Origin of the sequence: Synechococcus sp. W60.3 (genome assembly GCF_047502615.1) — a bacterium.
Taxonomy (GTDB): Bacteria; Cyanobacteriota; Cyanobacteriia; order Thermostichales; family Thermostichaceae; genus Thermostichus.
Genome location: NZ_JANSHJ010000007.1, coordinates 24,820 through 42,897, shown reverse-complemented (window position 1 = coordinate 42,897; position 18,078 = coordinate 24,820). Strand labels below are relative to the sequence as shown.

Annotated in this window: 18 protein-coding genes and 1 pseudogene; 10 read left to right on the top strand and 9 right to left on the bottom strand. The window is 61.0% G+C overall.

Features of this window, described 5'->3' with window-relative positions; translation table 11 throughout:
* The first annotated feature begins 89 nt into the window (after positions 1-89).
* Positions 90-1,112, top strand: a complete 1,023-nt coding sequence (gene miaA / locus NW846_RS04095) for a tRNA (adenosine(37)-N6)-dimethylallyltransferase MiaA (protein ID WP_011429004.1) — start codon at positions 90-92, stop codon at positions 1,110-1,112.
* On the opposite strand, the gene menD is transcribed toward miaA, so the two are convergent.
* Entirely contained in the window at positions 1,036-2,829 is a 1,794-nt protein-coding gene (gene menD, locus NW846_RS04090) for a 2-succinyl-5-enolpyruvyl-6-hydroxy-3-cyclohexene-1-carboxylic-acid synthase (protein WP_414346079.1), read from the bottom strand. The genes miaA and menD overlap by 77 nt on opposite strands.
* Before the next feature lie 312 nt (positions 2,830-3,141).
* On the opposite strand from menD, the gene NW846_RS04085 reads away from it, so the two are divergent.
* A complete protein-coding gene (locus NW846_RS04085; RefSeq protein WP_041438020.1) occupies positions 3,142-3,384 on the top strand; it encodes a hypothetical protein in 243 nt (80 codons plus the stop codon).
* 107 nt (positions 3,385-3,491) lie between these two features.
* Here NW846_RS04085 and NW846_RS04080 read toward each other — a convergent pair whose 3' ends face one another.
* From NW846_RS04080 to NW846_RS04070, 3 genes are all read right to left on the bottom strand, one after another.
* Positions 3,492-4,028: a fasciclin domain-containing protein gene (locus tag NW846_RS04080; RefSeq protein ID WP_011429001.1), complete on the bottom strand. Its 537-nt coding sequence runs from the start codon at positions 4,026-4,028 to the stop codon at positions 3,492-3,494.
* A gap of 353 nt (positions 4,029-4,381) precedes the next feature.
* Complete coding sequence (locus tag NW846_RS04075; protein ID WP_011429000.1) at positions 4,382-4,603, bottom strand: DUF3134 family protein; 222 nt, start codon at positions 4,601-4,603, stop codon at positions 4,382-4,384.
* A gap of 97 nt (positions 4,604-4,700) precedes the next feature.
* On the bottom strand, positions 4,701-6,038 hold the full coding sequence (locus tag NW846_RS04070) for a UDP-N-acetylmuramoyl-tripeptide--D-alanyl-D-alanine ligase (RefSeq protein WP_011428999.1): 1,338 nt from the start codon (positions 6,036-6,038) through the stop codon (positions 4,701-4,703).
* A 267-nt stretch (positions 6,039-6,305) separates the two neighbouring features.
* Between NW846_RS04070 and NW846_RS04065 the strand changes: the two genes are divergently transcribed.
* Positions 6,306-8,240, top strand: a complete 1,935-nt coding sequence (locus tag NW846_RS04065; RefSeq protein WP_414346083.1) for an FAD-dependent oxidoreductase — start codon at positions 6,306-6,308, stop codon at positions 8,238-8,240.
* Between the two features lie 38 nt (positions 8,241-8,278).
* On the opposite strand, the gene secF is transcribed toward NW846_RS04065, so the two are convergent.
* The gene (gene secF / locus NW846_RS04060) at positions 8,279-9,274 is read right to left on the bottom strand and encodes a protein translocase subunit SecF (RefSeq protein WP_011428997.1); all 996 of its coding nucleotides are present in this window, start codon (positions 9,272-9,274) and stop codon (positions 8,279-8,281) included.
* Positions 9,271-10,617, bottom strand: a complete 1,347-nt coding sequence (gene secD / locus NW846_RS04055; protein WP_099812619.1) for a protein translocase subunit SecD — start codon at positions 10,615-10,617, stop codon at positions 9,271-9,273. The genes secF and secD overlap by 4 nt, the downstream gene beginning before the upstream one ends.
* Before the next feature lie 360 nt (positions 10,618-10,977).
* Here secD and NW846_RS04050 point away from each other — a divergent pair, with 360 nt between their 5' ends.
* Positions 10,978-11,823 (top strand): hypothetical protein, encoded by an 846-nt coding sequence (locus NW846_RS04050; RefSeq protein WP_011428995.1) that lies wholly within the window; start codon positions 10,978-10,980, stop codon positions 11,821-11,823.
* Positions 11,824-11,829: 6 nt separating this feature from the next.
* On the opposite strand, the gene chlP is transcribed toward NW846_RS04050, so the two are convergent.
* Positions 11,830-13,050 carry a geranylgeranyl reductase gene (chlP, locus tag NW846_RS04045; RefSeq protein ID WP_099884389.1) on the bottom strand — a complete coding sequence of 407 codons (1,221 nt, stop codon included), beginning with the start codon at positions 13,048-13,050 and terminating at the stop codon, positions 11,830-11,832.
* A 289-nt stretch (positions 13,051-13,339) separates the two neighbouring features.
* Between chlP and NW846_RS04040 the strand changes: the two are divergent.
* The 3 genes and pseudogenes from NW846_RS04040 to NW846_RS04030 all read left to right on the top strand — a co-directional run.
* Positions 13,340-13,399, top strand: a pseudogene (locus tag NW846_RS04040) (hypothetical protein); the annotation flags it as partial.
* 21 nt (positions 13,400-13,420) lie between these two features.
* Positions 13,421-13,648, top strand: coding sequence for a YccF domain-containing protein (locus tag NW846_RS04035; protein ID WP_240531032.1), 228 nt, complete (start codon positions 13,421-13,423; stop codon positions 13,646-13,648).
* Positions 13,649-13,832: 184 nt separating this feature from the next.
* Entirely contained in the window at positions 13,833-13,973 is a 141-nt protein-coding gene (locus NW846_RS04030) for a hypothetical protein (RefSeq protein WP_168173324.1), read from the top strand.
* Positions 13,974-13,993: 20 nt separating this feature from the next.
* Here NW846_RS04030 and NW846_RS04025 read toward each other — a convergent pair whose 3' ends face one another.
* Both NW846_RS04025 and NW846_RS04020 read right to left on the bottom strand, forming a co-directional pair.
* Positions 13,994-14,884 carry a DUF4335 domain-containing protein gene (locus NW846_RS04025; protein ID WP_414346088.1) on the bottom strand — a complete coding sequence of 297 codons (891 nt, stop codon included), beginning with the start codon at positions 14,882-14,884 and terminating at the stop codon, positions 13,994-13,996.
* A gap of 39 nt (positions 14,885-14,923) precedes the next feature.
* Complete coding sequence (locus NW846_RS04020; protein ID WP_240527768.1) at positions 14,924-15,559, bottom strand: DUF3038 domain-containing protein; 636 nt, start codon at positions 15,557-15,559, stop codon at positions 14,924-14,926.
* Between the two features lie 430 nt (positions 15,560-15,989).
* Between NW846_RS04020 and NW846_RS04015 the strand changes: the two genes are divergently transcribed.
* The 3 genes from NW846_RS04015 to NW846_RS04005 are packed head-to-tail and all read left to right on the top strand — an operon-like array spanning position 15,990 to position 18,073.
* Positions 15,990-16,481 carry an FHA domain-containing protein gene (locus NW846_RS04015; RefSeq protein WP_414346092.1) on the top strand — a complete coding sequence of 164 codons (492 nt, stop codon included), beginning with the start codon at positions 15,990-15,992 and terminating at the stop codon, positions 16,479-16,481.
* A gap of 48 nt (positions 16,482-16,529) precedes the next feature.
* Positions 16,530-17,273 carry a class I SAM-dependent methyltransferase gene (locus NW846_RS04010; protein ID WP_099812623.1) on the top strand — a complete coding sequence of 248 codons (744 nt, stop codon included), beginning with the start codon at positions 16,530-16,532 and terminating at the stop codon, positions 17,271-17,273.
* A gap of 17 nt (positions 17,274-17,290) precedes the next feature.
* On the top strand, positions 17,291-18,073 hold the full coding sequence (locus NW846_RS04005) for an ABC transporter permease (protein ID WP_011428988.1): 783 nt from the start codon (positions 17,291-17,293) through the stop codon (positions 18,071-18,073).
* Positions 18,074-18,078: the final 5 nt, after the last annotated feature.

Below are 18,078 nucleotides of genomic sequence, written 5' to 3'. Positions count from 1 at the left end.
AGAGACTATGGATGTTCTATTCTAGCCACAGCGCTAAGGTTCTTTGAAAATTTTAATCTGCTGCCCTGGGTGAACTTTCTTGCCGGCGGATGGATCAAAACCGGTCTCCAAATGGGCGCGACTGTCGAGAACCTCCCTCCCCCTCCTCGACTGCAAGGCCGGGGCTTGTCGTCATCGCTGGCCCCACGGCCACCGGCAAGTCGCGCCAGGCGCTGCTGTTGGCCCAGCGGCTGGGATCCCCCCTGTTGAACGCCGACTCTCGTCAGGTGTACCGGGAGTTCGACATCGGCACTGCCAAGCCCACTCCCGCCGAGCGGGCCCTCTGGCCCCACGAGTTGATTGACTTTGTGGATCCCCGCCACACCTATACAGTGGCCGAGTTTCAGCAGGCGGCCCAGGCGCGCATTGCCGCAGCCCATCGGCAGGGACAGACTCCTATTCTGGTGGGGGGCACAGGGCTCTACATTCAGTCGATCACGGCAGGCTTAGGGATCCCGGCAGTTCCCCCCCAGCCTCAGTTGCGCGCTCAACTGGAGACGTGGCCGCCCGAGATCCGCTACGCCTGGCTGCAGCAGTTGGATCCTGTGGCAGCGGGGCAGATTCACCCTCATGATGAAGTGCGCACCCTGCGGGCTTTGGAGATCATCTACACCACTGGGAAGCCGGCTTCCTACCTGCGGCAGGCCCATCCTCCTGACTACCCCATTTTGCTCTTGGGGTTGCACTGCCCAATGCCCCGTCTGGAACAACGCATTGCCCGGCGCACAGCAGAAATGCTGGCGGCAGGCTGGATTGAGGAGGTAAAAACGCTGCGGCAGCGCTACGGCCCAGACCTGCCCCTCTTGCAGACCTTGGGCTATGCGGAGATCGGCGCTTACCTGGAAGGGCGGATCCCGGCAGCCGAGCTGCAGCCTCTGATTGTGCGGCGCACCCGCCAGTTTGCCAAGCGGCAGATGACCTGGTTTCGGGCCATGCCAGGGATCCAGTGGCTGGACTGCGAGGCCGAGGATCTGCCCGAACAGATCTGGAAGCGGGTTACGGCGTGGATGGCAGCTCAGACCAGCGCCGGAACCACTCCTGCCGTCGCCGCGCGTCCGCCCGCCGATCCGTAAGGATCTCCAACACCCGCACCCCTTGGGCGGGCAAGGGATCCAAAGCCTGGGCCAGCTCCTCCCAGGTCTCTATCCGCTGCTGGGGGATGCCATGGGCCTGGCAGAGGAGGGCAAAATCCACCGCCTGGGGAGTCGCAAAGTAGGGCTCAAAGGGTGGGCCCGCCTCGGCAATGGGCAGCAGCTCGAAGATGCCGCCCCCCTGGTTGTTGATGAGAAGAATGGTCAGGGATCCCTGGAGGCATTGGGCAAGACGCAGGCCGCCGCAGTCGTGCAGAAAGGCCAGATCCCCAGTCAGCAGCACTGTTGGCCGATGGCGGTAGGCCACCCCAAAGGCAGTCGAGAGGATGCCGTCGATGCCGTTGGTGCCGCGGTTAAAGTAAGGCCGGATGCGGCGATCGTTGGGCGGCCAAAACCACTCCACATCCCGCACCGGCGTGCTGTTGGCAATAAATAGCGGCGTCTCCGGCGGCAGGTGGTGGGCCAGCCACCAGGCAAGCTTGCCCTCAAACCACTCCGGCAGGTCAGCCAGCAGCCGATCCAGCTCAGCCCGAGCTTTGGCTTCCGCCCGCAGCCAGGTTTGTAGAAAAGCGGTTGCTTTGGCCTTGCCTGCCGGGATCCCTGCCGCCACCTCCTCCACGACAAAGGGCAAGTGGGTGGTGGGGTTGTGGAGGGGATCGGCGTTCTGGGCCCGGGGATCGAGCAGCCAGGTGCGGGGTCGGGCTTGGGCTAGGGTTTGCCGCAGGGCCTTGCTGGTGGGCAAGGGTCCCAGTTGGATCACCTGCTCTGGCCAAAGATGGGGCTGCTCTCCCTGGAGGAGAAAATCGTAGGTGGTGATGAGGTAGGGGTTAAGGGAAGCGTAGTTGCGCAAAGGGGAGAGTCCCTCCGCCAACACCGGCCAGCCCAGGGCCAGCGCCAAGCGGGCCACCGCCTCTGCATAACGCTGGGGGTCTGCCGGTTGGGCCGGCCCTGCCAAGATCACTCCCCGCTCACAGCTGCACCACTCCTGCCAAAAGGAAGCCCTCTCCATCTGAAGACTGCCCCGCAGCGCCTGGCAGGAAGATCCGGCCGGAGCAACCCCCCGAAAAAAGCTCTTCTCAAACTCCGGATTTTTCTGCCAACGGGCCAGGGGCGCGGTGCTGCTGTCAGCAATGGGAGCCAAGGGCTCCCGCAAAGGCACGTTGAGGTGCACTGGACCCGGGAAAGGGTAGAGGGCACGCTCCCAGGCGTGAATGACGGTCTGGCGCAGGTAGGCCAGAGCTTCTAGGTCGGCGCTGGGCAGGGCTAGCTCCGCCTGCCAGTTGGGGTAGTGGCCGTAGAGCTTCACCTGGTCGATGGTCTGCCCGGCGCGGCAGTGGCGCAGCTCCGGCGGCCGATCCGCCGTCAAAACCAGAAGTGGCCAACCACTTTCTGCCGCCTCGATGAGAGCGGGGAAAAAATGGGCGCCGGCGCTGCCAGAGGTACACACTAGCGGGATGGGCTGCCGCAGCTGCTGGGCCAAGCCAAGGGCAAAGAAGGCCGCCGACCGCTCATCCAGCACCGGAATGGCCTCGATCTCAGGGTGCTGCGCCAGAGCATAGGTGAGGGGGGCAGAGCGGGATCCCGGACACACCACCGCCACCCGACAGCCCAGCCGGCTCAAGGTCTCGGCCAAAATGGATCCCCAGAGGGTGTTGAGGTTGCGCCAGTCCAGCCGTTGAAGGGAGTTTGCGCCAGTCACTCCAGCTATCCCAGCCAGCGGGGAGATCGAGCAAGTTGGGTAGGAAGCCCAAAATAGGCACATCCTAGTAATCTATAGCCATCCCCAATCGCAGGGGAACCACTTGCTTTGGCCTTCCTTCGCCTTTCCTCTCTTTTTGGGAGGGGAGCTGTGGGCCGGGGAGGCGCCCGGGAAACTGCCTCAAGTCGGTTGGTCGCGCCGCAACTCCAGATTTCCTGGCGGGGGCAAGGGTTGGCCAGGCCTCTCCGATGGGGGAATAATGTTCATGAGAACGCCCCTTATCGACCTTCGCTGCACCCAATAGGAGCACCCATGGCCAGAAAACCCGATGGATACCTTGTCCACATCATGCTCGAAGGTGGACAAACCATGCAGGTACGGGTCAAGGAAGCTAGAGAATACACAGAGCTGATCAACCAACTGATGGTGGGTGGGGACGAGTTCATCACATTGCCCAAGCAAATGGACAACGAGTACATGATCGTGCGTCCGCAGCGGGTGTCCGGCGTGTCGGTGGAGGCGATCTACACTTCCAGCGTCGGCATCGACCTGTAGAGCTCAAGGCCAGGGTCGCCGGGCTGGGTTGCAACGCAAAGCCCCCACCCCTGAGGGCAGGGGCCGGACTAGACCCCCCTGGGATCTAGAGCCTTAGCACCGACAAGTTAGCTTTGCGGGGGCAGGATCACCTTGTCGATGACGTGGATGACGCCGTTAGAGGCCTCAATGTCTGCTTGCGTCACTTTGGCATCGTTGACCTTGACTCCGTCGCTCAAGGAGATCTTCACAGAAGATCCTTCGACCGTCGTCACTTCACCTTCCTTTAGATCGCTGGAGAGGACTTTGCCGGGCACCACATGGTAGGTGAGAATCCGGGTCAATTTCTCGCGGTTTTCCGGCTGCAGCAGCTCCTCTAGAGTGCCTTGCGGCAGCGCCGCAAAAGCTTCATCGGTGGGAGCGAAAACGGTGAAGGGGCCTTCCCCGGAGAGCACCTTCACCAAGTCGGCAGCTTCCAAGGCTTGGATCAAGGTGGTGAAAGAGCCGGCCTCGGCAGCAACATCTACTATGGTTTTGCTGGCAGGGGCAGCGGTTTTCACGCTTTCAGAAGTCGCGCCGTGGCTGCCGGCAATGACCGCAGGGGCTGCAACCAACGTGGTGGCCGAGGCAACAGCCAAGGAGAGAGCGAAGAGATTGCGAATCATGCAATGTAACCCTCCGTGAAGAGTAGGTTCACATTTCTATGTGACGGACGGGATAGAGCTCGGGTTCCTCAAAATCGCAAAAAGTCCCCGAAAAAGATATTTCTACTACCCCAAAATACCTTTTTGACAAGGCTTACAAGGCTACTCTCCGCTGAGGTTAGATTTGCAACAATCATCGCGGGATGGCGGTGAACCATCCAAAACACGCCCGATGAGGATCCCTTGAGGCTGAGGGATCGTTACGTTTGTTTACATTGTTTGTTCAAGTTAGCGTTCCATTGGCATCGCCAAAGTGGGCACCTCTGCGGTGCTGGGCAGAGGGGTAAACGAGTTGGCGATCTCAGCAGGCATGCCTACTCTTCTTCCGCCTCGAAGTCTTCGTCGTAGTCGTCCCCGATCAAATCGTCGATGTCGTCGATGTCTTCTTCCAAAACAGCTTCAGGGACTTCAAGAGGCTGCTCGATCAGCCGGCCTTCCTGGCGCAACCAGTCGAGGATAGAAATGCTACCGGGCAGGGGCAGCACTACTGGAGGCTGATCGCGAGGTTCTTCCCGCAGAGAAGGGTTGTGGTACATGCTGTCCAGAAGAAGTGCAGCTGTGAAGAAGGTGTGGGCAAGCTTCGGGTCGATGGCCTCGATAGGGCGCCACTTATCGACTGTCCTTTAGCTTAGCTTATCCCTGCCAAGCCTGCAAAAAGCGGTGCAGCACCCGCTCCAGCTCGACGGCTCGCGCCGCCTTAAACAGCAGTCGATCCCCTGCCCGCACCTGCTGCTGCAAACCCTCCACTAAGGCAGAAGCTTCCTCAAAGCGTTCAACCTCGGCGGCTGGCTTTTCGTCAACCAGTGGCTGCATCTCCCCGTCGGGATCCAAAAGCCAGACCCGCTCCAGTCTCAAGGAGGCAGCCGCCCGACCCACCTCTGCGTAGAGCTGTGGGGCATGCTCTCCCAGTTCCCGCATTGGGCCGAGGATGGCCCAGCGCCGTTTTCCCGCAGTCTGAGCCAGCAGGTGCAAAGCCGCGATCATCGCTTCCGGCGAGGCGTTGTAGGTCTCATCCCAAATCTCCACGTCCCCAGCCAGCTTGAGATGGCGATTGCGCCCCTCCAGAGGCAGCGGTAGGTCAAGGGGCTCTTGCAGGCGCTCCCAATTCAGACCCAAGCTGCGCACAGCCGCCAGCACCCCCATCCAGTTAAGGGCGTGATGCCTTCCTGGCAGGGGCACCGGCAAGGTCAAGCCCTCCACGGTTACGGTTTGGGCTTGGGGATCCCATTCTCCTCGCAAGTCCCCTTGGGCGAGGCCATAGGTGAGGGTTTTTCCCGACCACAGGCTGGCGGCAGTGGCCAACAGCAAGGGATCCTCACCATTGAGCACAGCTATCCCCTGCCCCAACTCCTGCAGCAGCTCACACTTGGCAGCAGCAATGGCCTCGCGGGATCCCAGCCTGCCGATGTGGGCGGTGCCGATGTGGGTAATCAAGGCATGGGTGGGGCGAGCCATCTGTGCAAGGCGGCGAATCTCACCAGGGCCGCGCATGGCCATCTCCAGAACGGCAAACTGGTGTTCTGGTTGTAGCCGCAGCAGCGTTTGCGCCACCCCAATGTCGTTGTTGTGGTTGGCCTCGCTTTTGAGAACGCTGCCGTAGCGCGAAAGAGCAGCCGCCAGCATTTCCTTGGTGGTGGTTTTGCCTGCTGAGCCGGTGATGGCCACTACCGGGATGGAAAATTGCTCCCGCCAGGCTCTGGCAATGCGCTGATAGGCAGTCAAGGTATCGGGAACCTGGAAGTGGGGACCCTCCACCGGCCGCTGGCTGATGACAGCAACGGCCCCCTTGCTCAGGGCTTGCGGAATAAAATCGTGCCCGTCGAAGCGTTCTCCCCGCAGCGCCACAAAAACGGATCCTGGCTGCAACCGGCGGCTGTCGGTGCAGAGGGCCTGAACCGGCAACCCCAAGAGGTGGGGATCTCCCTGCAAAGGGGCTTGCAGCAGGTCGGCCACAGTTTGCAAGGTCAGCATGGAGCAGCAGTCGGAGACCGGCTATCGCGTAGGATACCAACAAAAGCCCAATCCAACGCCAGGCAACGACCCAGCCCTTGCCATCCAGGGCTCAACGGTTGCCTATGCCCGATTTCACCTGCTTGGATCCCCTTGTCCGGCACTTCCATCTGGGGGATCCGGAGCCACCCGCAGCCATTCAAGGGGGCCTTATTCATCAGCTATTCTCAAGAGGGGTTCTCCCGCTAGCATTGCAGAAGAAAGCTTGGGGTGTGAGGCAAAACTAAGGTGAAGACGGCCGGTAAGGGGATCCCAGCGGCGCGGCAGCAACTCAGGCGCAAACAAGCTCTGGGGCTGGGGATCCTGTCGCTGCTGGGCTTTGTGGCGGGGATGGGGTTTGCCGCCCTCTCCCAGCCGGAAGGGGGATCGCCCGTCGCCGCTCCAGAGCCGGAGGTGCCCCGTTTTACGGCCCACGGCTGGCCGCTGCTGGATCCCCTGCCCCAGCCGGACGAGATCTGGGAGTGCGAGCTGGTGGTGGTGGGCGGATCCCTGGGGGGCGTGGCGGCGGCAGGCCAGGCCATGCGGGGGGGCGTGCAAACCTGTCTCATCGAGCTCACCCCTTGGCTGGGGGGCCAGATCACCTCCCAGGGGGTATCAGCCATCGACGAGTCGCTCCCCATGCGGCAGCGGGGCAATTTTTCCCGCCACTGGCTGGAGTTTAAGGCCCTCATCGAAAGCCAGCCGGTGCATCTGCCCGCCTGGACAGGGATCCCGCCGGGAACCCGTGTCTCCGAAATCAACAGTTGCTGGGTAGGGGGGCTGTGTTTTCCGCCCCAGGCTGGTTTGCAGGCGGTGGAAACCTGGCTGCAACAGGCCGCCCGCAGCGCCCCCCACAGTCGCTGGGCCACCCAGACCGCTTTTAAGGGGGCCACCTTCAGCGCCGACGGCTCCCGCCTCGAGAGCATCTACGCGGTGCAGCGGCAGCCGCGGGATCCCGATTTTGTGCCGCCGGGGCGGCTGTGGCGGGAATTGGTGAGCTGGTATAGCTGGCAGGAGACGGAAGTCTTTGCCAAGCGGGTGCTGCGGCTGCAGGCGCCGCCGGGCCGCCCCTTGTTCGTGATCGACGCCACCGACACCGGCGAGCTGGTGGGCTGGGCCGGGATCCCCTACCGGCTGGGCTCAGAAGGGCGAGATCTAACCGGGGAGCCCAACGCCGCCCCGGCCAGCAACTCGGAGTGCACCCAGGCTTTCACTTTTCCCTTCGTGCTGGCCATCCACGACGACGGCGGGCGCTCCCGCGCCGAGCTGGCCCAGTTGCAGCCGGGCTACTCCCGCGCCGAGCACCGCCGCCAGTTCGACCTGGAGGGGTTTCCCACCTTCAGCGGCCAGAGCTTTTTCAACTACCGCCGCATCGTCAGCAAAGGCCGCACGGATCCCTTTTACGGCACCCCGCTTCCCGGCGATCTCACCCTGGTGAACTGGAACCGCGGCAACGACTGGGGGATCATGAACCCACCCCTAATCCTAACGGAAGAGCGGCTGCTGGCCTCAGGGCAGCGCCACAACTGGCTGGGGGGGCTGGATGTCTCGGCCATCAAAGATGGGGAGAACCACGCCCTGCTGTTTGCCGAATGGCTGATGGAAACCCAGTCCCGCGCCGGCTATCCCCTCTCCTTGCTGTTTGGCGAAGAGTCTTTGCTGGGCACCCGCTCCGGCCTCAGCCTCTACCCCTACATCCGGGAGGGGCGGCGTATCCTGGGGCGGGCCGCCTACGGCCAGGCGGAATTCCTGATGCTGGAGCAGGATATTCGCGTCGGCGCCAGCGGGGGACGGGACTTTAGCCCCACAGCAGTTGGGATCACCCACTACGCCATCGACATGCACGGCTGTCGCTACCGCAACTGGGAGCCTTCCCTGTCGGCCAGCTCAGCGCCGGTCAACGAGTTTTCCGTCCGCCCCATCGTCATCCCCCTAGAGGCCCTGATCCCCCAGAAGGTGGATAACCTGCTCATCGGCGGCAAGGGGATCGCCGCCAGCCACATTGTCAACGCCGCCACCCGCACCCATTACGGCGAGTGGACCATTGGCTCGGCAGCGGGGCTGACCGTGGCTTGGCTCCGCAGCCAGGATCCCGGCTTGACCCCAGCCCAGATCGTGCCCCAGGGCAAAATGGCCGATTTGCAGCGCTACCTGGTTGCCTACGGCCAGCGACTGCACTGGTAGGCCGTTGCCGCCGCTTTACCCCTGGGCTAGGGAAGATCCTACCCCTCTGCGCCGGAAGGCAGGGGATTGGGATCCCTGTTGGCGCCATAGCGCCGCTGCCGCCACCACACCAGCAGGGGGCTGGCGATGAAGATGCTGGAATAAACCCCCAAGCTGAAGCCGATGAGCAAAGCAATGGCAAACCCCTTCAGGGTGGCTCCCCCAAAAATGGCAATGGCCACCAGGGGCAGCATCGTCGTCAGGGTGGTGTTCAAAGAGCGGGCAAAAGTCTGGTTCAACGACAGGTTCACCACCTCGGCAAAGCTGACCTTGCGGCTGACCAGACGCAGATTTTCCCGGATGCGGTCGTAGATAACCACTGTGTCGTTGACGGAAAAGCCAATGATGGTTAGCAGCGCCACCAAAAACAGGCTGTCCACCTCCATGCCCACCGTCAGGCCCAAAAGGGCAAACAGACCTGTTGTCAGCACCACATCGTGCAGCAAGGCCACAATGGCAAACACTGCGTAATCCCACTGGAAGCGCAGGGCCAGATACACCACAATGAGCCCAAAGGAGATGAGCACCGCCACAAGGCCGGAGCGCAAGAGCAGACGCCCCACCGTCGGGCCTACCGTCTCCACCAGCTTGCGCTCAAAAGGGCCTATCTGTTGCCGCAGCGTGGCTTCTACCGCCAGGCGCTCCTGCTCCGTCAAAGGGGGCATGCGGATCAGGGCTTCTTGGCCCGTCTGGGTGTCCAGTTGGATGATGCTGGTTCCCAGGTCATGTTCCTGCAGAGCCCGCCGCAGCTCGTCGGTGGTGACAGGCTGCTCAAAACGCAGATCCAACAAGGTGCCGCCGGCAAAATCCAGCCCCAGCCGCAGGGGGGTTCCCAGAGAGGCCAGGGAAAAAGCCATGCTGACCAGCCCCACCAGCAACACTGCCAGAGACAAGCTAAACCACAGCCTGCTGCGACCCACGATGTCGAAGCGGTAGTCAAGCGACCGCCGGGATCCCACCGCCGGATCGGTGGGGGATAGCTCTTGAGCTGTCATGATTGAGCCGCCTCCATGCGAACGCCGTAAAACTCAGGTTTGCGCAGGGCGGGGATCCCCATTGCCGCCAAAAGCAGCGTGCGGGTGCAGGTGATGGCCGTGAAAAAGCTCACCAAAATGCCAATGGCCAGGGTTACCGCAAAGCCTTTCACCAGCCCCATCCCCAGCCAGAAAAGTACGCCACAGACCAAAAGGGTGGTGACATTGCTGTCGAGGATGCTGCTGAAGGCGCGGTTAAACCCTTCCGAGATGGACTTGTAGATGGACTTGCCGGCCCGCAGCTCCTCTTTGATGCGCTCGAAAATCAGCACATTGGCATCCACCGCCATGCCGATGCTGAGGATGAAGCCGGCGATCCCGGGCAGGGTCATGGTCACCCCCAGCAGTTGGAACAGAGCAAACGTACAGAGGGCGTAGATGAGGAGGGCGATATCGGCAACAAGCCCCGGCAGGCGGTAGTAGGCCACCATGAAGACGAAAACCAGCACCAGGCCGGCAATGCCAGCATAGAGGCTGCGGCGCACGCTCTCTTCCCCCAACGTGGCCCCGACGGTGCGGTTTTCAATGACGCGAATGGGAACGGGAAGCGCCCCCGCCTTGAGCTTCACCGCCAGATCGGTGGCGGTTTCCACTGTGAAATTGCCCGTGATCACCGCCGTCCCGCCGGTAATGCCGGTGCGGGCAAACTCCGGCCCCACAATTGGCGCGCTGATCAGCACGTCGTCCAGAAAAATGCCAATCGGGCGCCCTGTTCCGGCCAACTCGCGGGTGAGCTGAGTAAACTTCTCTGCCCCTGCCGGCTTAAACTCCAGCAACACTTCCCAAGTCTGGGATCCGCGGCGGGGGGCTTGGGGATAGGCGTTGCGCAGCAGATCGCCGGTGAGGCCGACCCGTTCAAACAGGGCGTCGGGATCCTCCCCCGCCGTTATCTCTCCCCGCTCGTTGCGGGGCAGGGCACTGACCGGCACCAGGCCCTTGCGAAACTCCAACCGGGCCGTATCGCCCAAAAGAGCAATGGCCCGATCGGGATCTGCCACCCCCGGCAGCTGCACGAACAGGCGATCTTGGCCGCTGATCTGCACCAGAGGCTCGGCCACCCCCAGGCCGTTGATCCGCTGCTGGATCACCGCCTCTACCCCCTGCATCACCTCAGAGGTAATCTCAGGCACCTCTTCCGTGGGCAAAGCCTGCAGGGTGAGCTGCGTCCCCCCTTTGAGGTCAAGGCCAAGACGAACTTCGCGGCTGAAGCCCAAGTAGACGAGAGCAACCACCACCGCCAAGATAAAGATCAGCCCTCGCAGAACAGCGAGGCGACTGAGCCACAAAGCTGGAGATCTGGCCATACTGCTGAAAGGGTGAGGAACACGGGCGCACTCGATCCGAGGCTTTCAGGATTTTGGCACCTTTTGATCCTATCGCACACGGGATCCCTCACCTGACAAGTCGGAAAACGGCAGCGGCAGGAGCGTCCAAGTAGGGTCTCTGGGGAGCTGCTGCAGAGACAACCGCGAGTTTCTCAGAAGATGGGCGCTCGGCTGCCGAGCCGAGTAAGGAGAAGGTTGAAAGCCGTTAAACCAACGCTGTCTCCTCTTGGTTTGTGCTAGCCCTGGGGCTAGGCTATTGCCATCTCGGGGCAGCAGGCAACATCTGGGTGCGGTTTGGCTCTACCCCGACATCTGCGAGTTCAAGGAGGGAAAGTTGAGGTGAATTGGAGACGGACTTACTATCTCCCTGGATTGCTCTCGGCCCTAGCTTTATGGGGATCCCCCGCCTGGGCCGGAGAGTATTTCACCGAGGAAGTGACCAGCCCTAGCCTGGAGATCATCCACGGCTGGCGGCAGGAAGTGGACGGCATTAACGTCACCATCACCAACACCAGCCTGGGATCTTTTCGGGTGCCGCTGGAAATCGATATGGAGGATCGAACTAGCTGTGAGCGAGCCGACTTAGTGCTGACGAACAATCGCGTTATGCCAATGGGATCCTTTCAAGACTGCATTCTCAACATCTTTCCCTACTTGGATAAATTCATCAACCAAGAAGTCGCCAGCATTCGGGTCGCCCTCAAAGGGCCGGCCCCCCTCCTGGAGATCCCCCTGGAAGAGTCGGATCGGCTGATCTTGGCCCAGGTGGCCAACCAATCGCGGGAAGCCTTTGTCTTCTTTCAGCAGGAGCTGGCCCGCGTCTTGGCGCTCTTGAAGCAGCCCGATCCCGGCCAGGCCGAGACGGCCCCACCGACGGCCAGCCCAACGCCGACTGCTGCCGCCGAATCTGCACCCAACCCGGGAGATTTCGTGATCGTGGGCTCGATTCAGGAAGAACGGGTGGGGGCTGGCAGCCGCCTGAGCGTAGAGGCGATCAACCGCAGCACCCGCACCGTCCTCAACGCTCGTGCTCGCTTCACGTTCTACCGGGGAGAGGAGGTGGTGGAGACGCGGGTGGTCGCGTTTGAACCCAGCGACGTGCCGCCGGGACAACGCGCCTCTGCTAGGGTTCTGAAAACCGATGCCAATTGGGATCGGGTCACCGTCACCTTCCAGTGGCAGTAGGGATCCCTAAGGTGCCAGGGCGTTCCCTCGCAGCAGGCTGCCTAGAGTCTTAACCGTGATCTTGAACTGCACCCAAGGGTTCATGGGCACCACCGTCTTGTAGAGGTAGCTGTCAAAGGTCATCCGCTGCACATCCCGGTCAGCGCACATCTCCACAAAGGCCTCGCGGGTGGCGTTGGAACGGTAGAACACCCGTTGCAAAATGTCCAAAACCTTGTAGGTTAGGCCGTATTGGCGATCCCAGCGCTTGAGGTACAGCTTGAGATCTTCTTCGCTGGGGATGCGCTTCCCGCCCTCGGAGGTCTCGACGATGGTCTCGGCGCACATGCGGCCCGACTTGGCGGCAAAATAGATCCCCTCGCCGCTGGACTTGGTTACATAGCCTGCCGCATCTCCCACCAGGGCTGCCCGACCCACCACACGGCGCGGACGCGGATGCTCTGGGATCGGATGGGCTTCCACCTTGATCACCTGGCCGCCCCGAATCCGCTCGGCAGCGCGGGCGCGGATCCCGGCCTGCAACTTTTGGATCTGGGCTTGGTTGGCCTTCATGGTGCCGGTGCCCACCGCCACGTGGTCGCACTTGGGGAACACCCAGGCATAGAAGTCCGGAGAAACATCGTCCCCCACGTACATCTCTGCCCGCTCCTCGTAGTAGGCCATTTTGTCGTCCGGGAGCCGAATCCGCTCCTGAAAGGCCAGAGCATAGTTGTAGTCGCCGGCACCGATGGCTTCTGCCACCTTGGAGTGAAAGCCATCTGCCCCGATCACCAGATCCACCGCCAGCGAACGGGGTACTCCCCGATTTGAGCCGTCGGAAAAATCGCTGTAGTGCAGGATGTAGGGATCCCGGCCATTTTGGGGGATTTCCAGATGCATCACCTTGCCGTGGATCAGCTCCGCCCCTTTTTGGCGAGCGCGGTTGCGCAAGAAGGCATCCAGGATCTCGCGGCGGCACATGCCGATATACTCATTTTCCTTTTCGAGGGCGATATCCACCTCGTAGTTGGAAGGGGAGATCATCTTCATCTTGCGCACTTTGCGGTCGATAATCTCCTCAGGGAGGTCGAACTCTGAGACCATACAGAGGGGAATAGCGCCCCCGCAGGGCTTGGCGTTGTCTAGCTTCCGCTCAAACAAAAAGGTCTCGATTCCGGCTTGGGCTAGAACTTCGGCGGCAGAGGCTCCGGCTGGGCCACCCCCAACAACAGCAACTCTCAGGCTCAAGGCGCTCTCCTCGCTGCAAGTAGATCGGCTCGTCAGACAGCAGGCATCCTACCACAGCTCCCCAAAAGCGTTGCAAACCTTGACGAAGTATTGCAGTTCGGCGAGGCTCAAGGGAACGTGCTTTGGCGATGGGAACAATAAAAAGGGGTCCGCCCCGTCTGCTTGTCCAGGGGGCGGGGAGCGGAAACCTGCCCTGCAGTCCGGGCTCAGCGCTAGAGGTTCTGAATCATGAGCTTAATTGGCAACATCATTTGGCTGATCTTCGGGGGGTTGCTGACCAGTCTGGGCTATATCTTGGGGGGGGCTAAGCCTTTGCCTGACCATCATCGGCATTCCTTTTGGCTGGCAGAGCATCAAACTGGGGTTTGCAGTGCTTGCCCCCTTCGGCAAAGAAGTGGTGGAGTATCCCGATGCCAACAGCCCGCTGCTGCTGATCTTCAACGTGATCTGGCTGTTGCTCTTCGGCTGGCCCCTGGTGCTCAACCACCTCTTCTGGGCTGTGATCCTGGCCGTCACCGTCGTTGGGATCCCCTTTGCCAAACAGCACCTGAAGCTGGTCATCCTGTCTTTGTTGCCTTTTGGCCGGGATCTGCGCTGAAAGAGGGCAAAGTGGGGATCCCTGCAGATTAAGATCACTGCCAAACTCTACCGCGACGGCAAGGGGAGAGGGCGAGCGGCCAGCCGTTGACTGTGATTTGGATCGCCTTCGAACCTCTCATCCGGTCACCAAGACACGGGCGGAAAAGCGAGAGATTGAACTCATCGCAGATGGGGAGAAAACCATGCGCAGCATCTGGCTCGCGGGGGTAGTCGCTGCTTTGGCTCTGCTGGCGGCTATGTCTTTGGCTCAATCGGATCCCCAGGAAGAGTGGCTGCACGGCGAGCAGTGTGGCACAGAGGGGCCGGTCATCTGTCTGGAGTGACGTTCTCCTCAGCCCGGATTTCAGAGGGGCTCTATCTGGGTCACTTCTACCCGGCTCTCTGGCCCTAGGCTGATGCGGAACTGTTTGGCACCCGTCGGCAAGGGATCCGGCGGCAACTCCGGCAGGTCGGCAAGAGGAGTTTCGGCGCGGCGTTCCCGGGCCAGCTCATTCTCCGGCTCGGCAGCCAGCAGGGATCCCGCCGCATCCACCGTTACTCGATAGATCAAGCTCTCCTGCAAATCGGGAGGAGACTGCCATTGCTGGGCCAGGGTGTTTTGCAGCCGCAGCAGAGGATCTCCAGAGGCTTCCGGCGCGGTGAGCTGCTCCTGGGCCGAGTTGAAAGCAGTGGGAGCCCTCTTCTCCGGGGTGCGGCTGGCCCAGATCCCGACCCCGACCACCAGGGCGATCCCTCCCACCAGCAGGGCAGCGATCCCGGCAGGCTGTCGATACCAAGCCCGCGTTACCGGCGTTCCCAGGCTGGCCAGTTGGGGAATGTCATCGGCCACCTGAGAGAGGTTCTCCAACAGGTCGTACAACTGGGTCATCGACAGATCCACTTGGGCAATCTGATTCTCCCCTTGGCGCACCGTGAGGCGATGAAAAATAAAATCCAGCGGACGGATGGCCACAGTACCGCTGAAGGTTCCCTTGGGCGCGCCGCTGAGCTGGGATCCGACGTAGCGGTCGATCACCGCGATCAAATCGCTGAGCCAAACACTGTCCCCCTGCAGAGTTTTGGTGGTCTCCCCCTGGCGAATTTCCAACTGACACTCGAAGTTCTGCTGGATGGCTCGCAGGGGCGGCGTTGAGGAACCCTCGGCAGCTTCGGGCAGGCCAGGTGCCTCTCCCCGCACCGTGAGGGTCGAGGTGGGCTGTTGATAGGTATGACTGATAAGGGTGAGACTGGGCATGGCAACTGGCGGGCAAACAACACAAGCAAGGAGCCTATTTCAGGAAGAGGGCAAAGCATCCGATCCGGAGCTATGGGCTACCTCCCCTTCTTCGTCGCTGCCGGCGGGCAGATCCATCTCAGGGCGGTTGAGCAGGGCTTTCCATAGACGCTGGGCCCCTCTTGGGCTGCTGTAAAACATCAGCTCGATCAAGATGCGCAGAGCCAGCTCGGCGAGGCTGTTCTCGTCACGCACATCCCCATCCACCATGCGGCTGCGGTAGTGGGAGATAAACTCATCTAGATAGTCGCCCACCAGTGGCTGACGGAAAGGGCTGAGCTCCTGTTCAACAGCAGCTTCCAGTTGCTCCAAGGTGCTGCGGATACGGGCCTGCTGCTGAGCAGCCAGATGAGCAATCACCAGCACCAGGGCGCGCGCCTCTTCGATATCGACTTCTTTTCGCCCACCGCTGCTGCGGCGCAGAGGGTTGGCGTTGCGCAGCCGCCAGAGAGCCACCCGATCGCCGATCTGCTTTTCCAAGTTCAGGGCTTTGGCTGCAGCCAGAACCGCCTCGGAAATTTCTCCGCTCAGGGACTCCAGCCCCAGCAACAGCAAATCCAACTGGGCTTTGATGGTTCCGGTAGCTGTGGTGAGGCCGGCGGGCCGAGGGTCTAGCTGAGTCTGCTTAGGTTCCACCGTCACGCTGTCAATGGGAGCTTTTTGCTTTGATAGGACTCTATGATCTCCTGTCTGGGGCAAACCTGCAACCGGATCCCTCCTGCGCTTGATTCTGACTCTTGCCAAGGGCTTGGATGACGACATCCGGCAGGCGCTGGGCATTGTCCCGCTCTTTCTCGCTTCTTGAGAGTTCCCCAACCAGATTAGAAGTCAGACCGAGTTGTTCTGGGTCAGTTGTTGTTTTTGCAACGAACCCATTTTCTCAGCCTGTTTGCCCTTGAGAAAAAGAGGGGGTAGGAGGCGCTGTCGGTATGGGTTGACCTAGGATAGTGTATGATTCAAGCCTATAGCGGGTGAGAAGAGAGGGGGATCCGCATTTTGCGGCTTGATTGCCTGACTGTTCCCAGTCTGCCCTTTCTGACCACCTCAGCTCCGGGCGTATCCACAGATGAGCATGAGCGCTCCTGCTGCCCAACCCAGCCCTCCTCACTTGGTCTTGATCTTCACGGATCGGATGGGTCGGCGCGGCGTTGTCTTAGACAAGATTTACTACTCGGTGGGCCGGGCAGCCAGCAACCACATCCGCCTCTACGACTCTTGTGTTTCCCGCGAACACGCCCTGATCATCCGCATCCCGGAAGAGAACCGGGCTGGGTACGGCTATATGATCTTTGACGGCAGTTCCGCATCCCGCCGCAGCACCAATGGTTTGCTCGTCAACGGCAAGCGGGTTTTGTCTCATCGGCTACAGCTTTTGGACAAGATAGGGTTTGGGCCCAATGTAACCGCCATCGTGGAGAGCACCGACCGCCTCAGCCCGGAGACGCTGGCAGCCCTGTTGAGGCCGCCGGCCCTCGGCGACAATGTAACCCCAACCGGATCCCAGAGAGAAACCTTGAAAGAGACGCCCAGAGAGAACGACGACTTCACCGCCGCTTGATGGCGTGAATGGTTTTCAATCCAACCCCCTGCCGAGTTTTGGGTTCCCGTGACTCCCACTCCCCCTGCCCTGAGCGGCTACTGGCAAAATGGCTTCGACCTGGAAGCTCACTTGGGATCCTTTCTCGGCCTCAAGGCCGCCGAGCTGCGGGAGAAGCTGCGGCTTGGCCAGCAACAGTTGGCAGAGCTGGGCCGGCGCGACTTCATCTGGGATCAGGCGGAGATCTTTTACCGGGATCGGGTGGGATCCGCCTATTTGCTGGACTTGGCAGCTTGGCACCTGAGCAGCACCGACTACATCGGCGATACCCTGCGCCTGGTGGCCGACCATGCCCGTGGGCGGGTGTTGGATTTTGGCGGCGGCATCGGCACCCACGCCATTGGGGCGGCCCTCTGCCCGGCGGTGGAGCAGGTGATCTTCTGGGATATCAACCCCATCCATCGGCAGTTTGTGCAACTGCGGGCGGAAAAGCTGGGCCTAAGCGAACGCATCCACTGTCCAGACACCTTCCCGGAAGGGATCCGTTTTGACACCGTCATCTGCTTCGATGTGGTGGAACATTTGCCGGATCCGGCGGCGCAGTTGCGGCAATTTGACGACTGGCTCCAGCCGGCAGGTAAGCTCTTGATTAACTGGTATTTTTTCAAGGGGTTTAACGGCGAATTTCCCTTTCATCTCGACGATTCACAGCGGATCGAGGAGTTCTTTCAGGTGTTACAAAGCCATTTCTTAGAAGTGTTTCACCCCTATTTGATTACTGCCCGCTGCTACCGCAAGTGGAATGAACGCTGAGATGGGAGAAAACCCAAGTGCTGCGCTATTTGCAGGTGTTGTGGTTGTTTTGGAGCACTTCTGTAGCTGCAGAAATGGAGTACCGGGCCAATTTTGTCTTTGCCAGCCTCAGCAGCTTGGGCGGCCTGGGGTCAGCTTTGTTTGGGCTGTCGCTGTTCTACCAGCAGGGGCACCGCCTGGGGGGCTGGAGCTGGCCGGAGGCGCTCATCGTCTTGGGGGTGTTCACCATTTTGCAGGGGGTGTCGGCCAGCCTTTTTAACGTCAACTTAAACCGCATCGTGCAACAAGTTCAGGAAGGCACCCTGGATTTTGTGTTGCTCAAGCCCATCAGCAGTCAGTTTTGGCTGTCAACTCGGGTGTTTTCTCCCTGGGGCCTGGTGGATATTGGCTGTGGCCTGTTGTTGATTCTCTACGCCGGGATCCAGTTGCGGCTGCCGGCCTGGGCCTATGTTCTGGGTCTAGTGCCCCTTTTGCTGGGGTTGGTCATCCTCTACAGCCTCTGGTTTATGCTGGGGGCCACCAGCATCTGGTTTGTCAAGATCTACAACGTCACCGAGGTGTTGCGGGGCTTGGTGGAGGCGGGGCGATTCCCGCTGGTGGCCTATCCGGTGGCCTATCGGTTGTTTTTTACCTTCGTCGTGCCGGTGGCTTTCTTGACCACCGTGCCGGCAGAAGCCTTGCTGGGTCGGATCCAGTGGCCCTGGCTTGTGGGATCCGCCCTGCTGGCGGCGGGGCTGCTGTGGGGATCCCATTTGTTCTGGCGCTTTGCCCTGCGCTTTTACACCAGCGCCTCTAGTTAAAATCT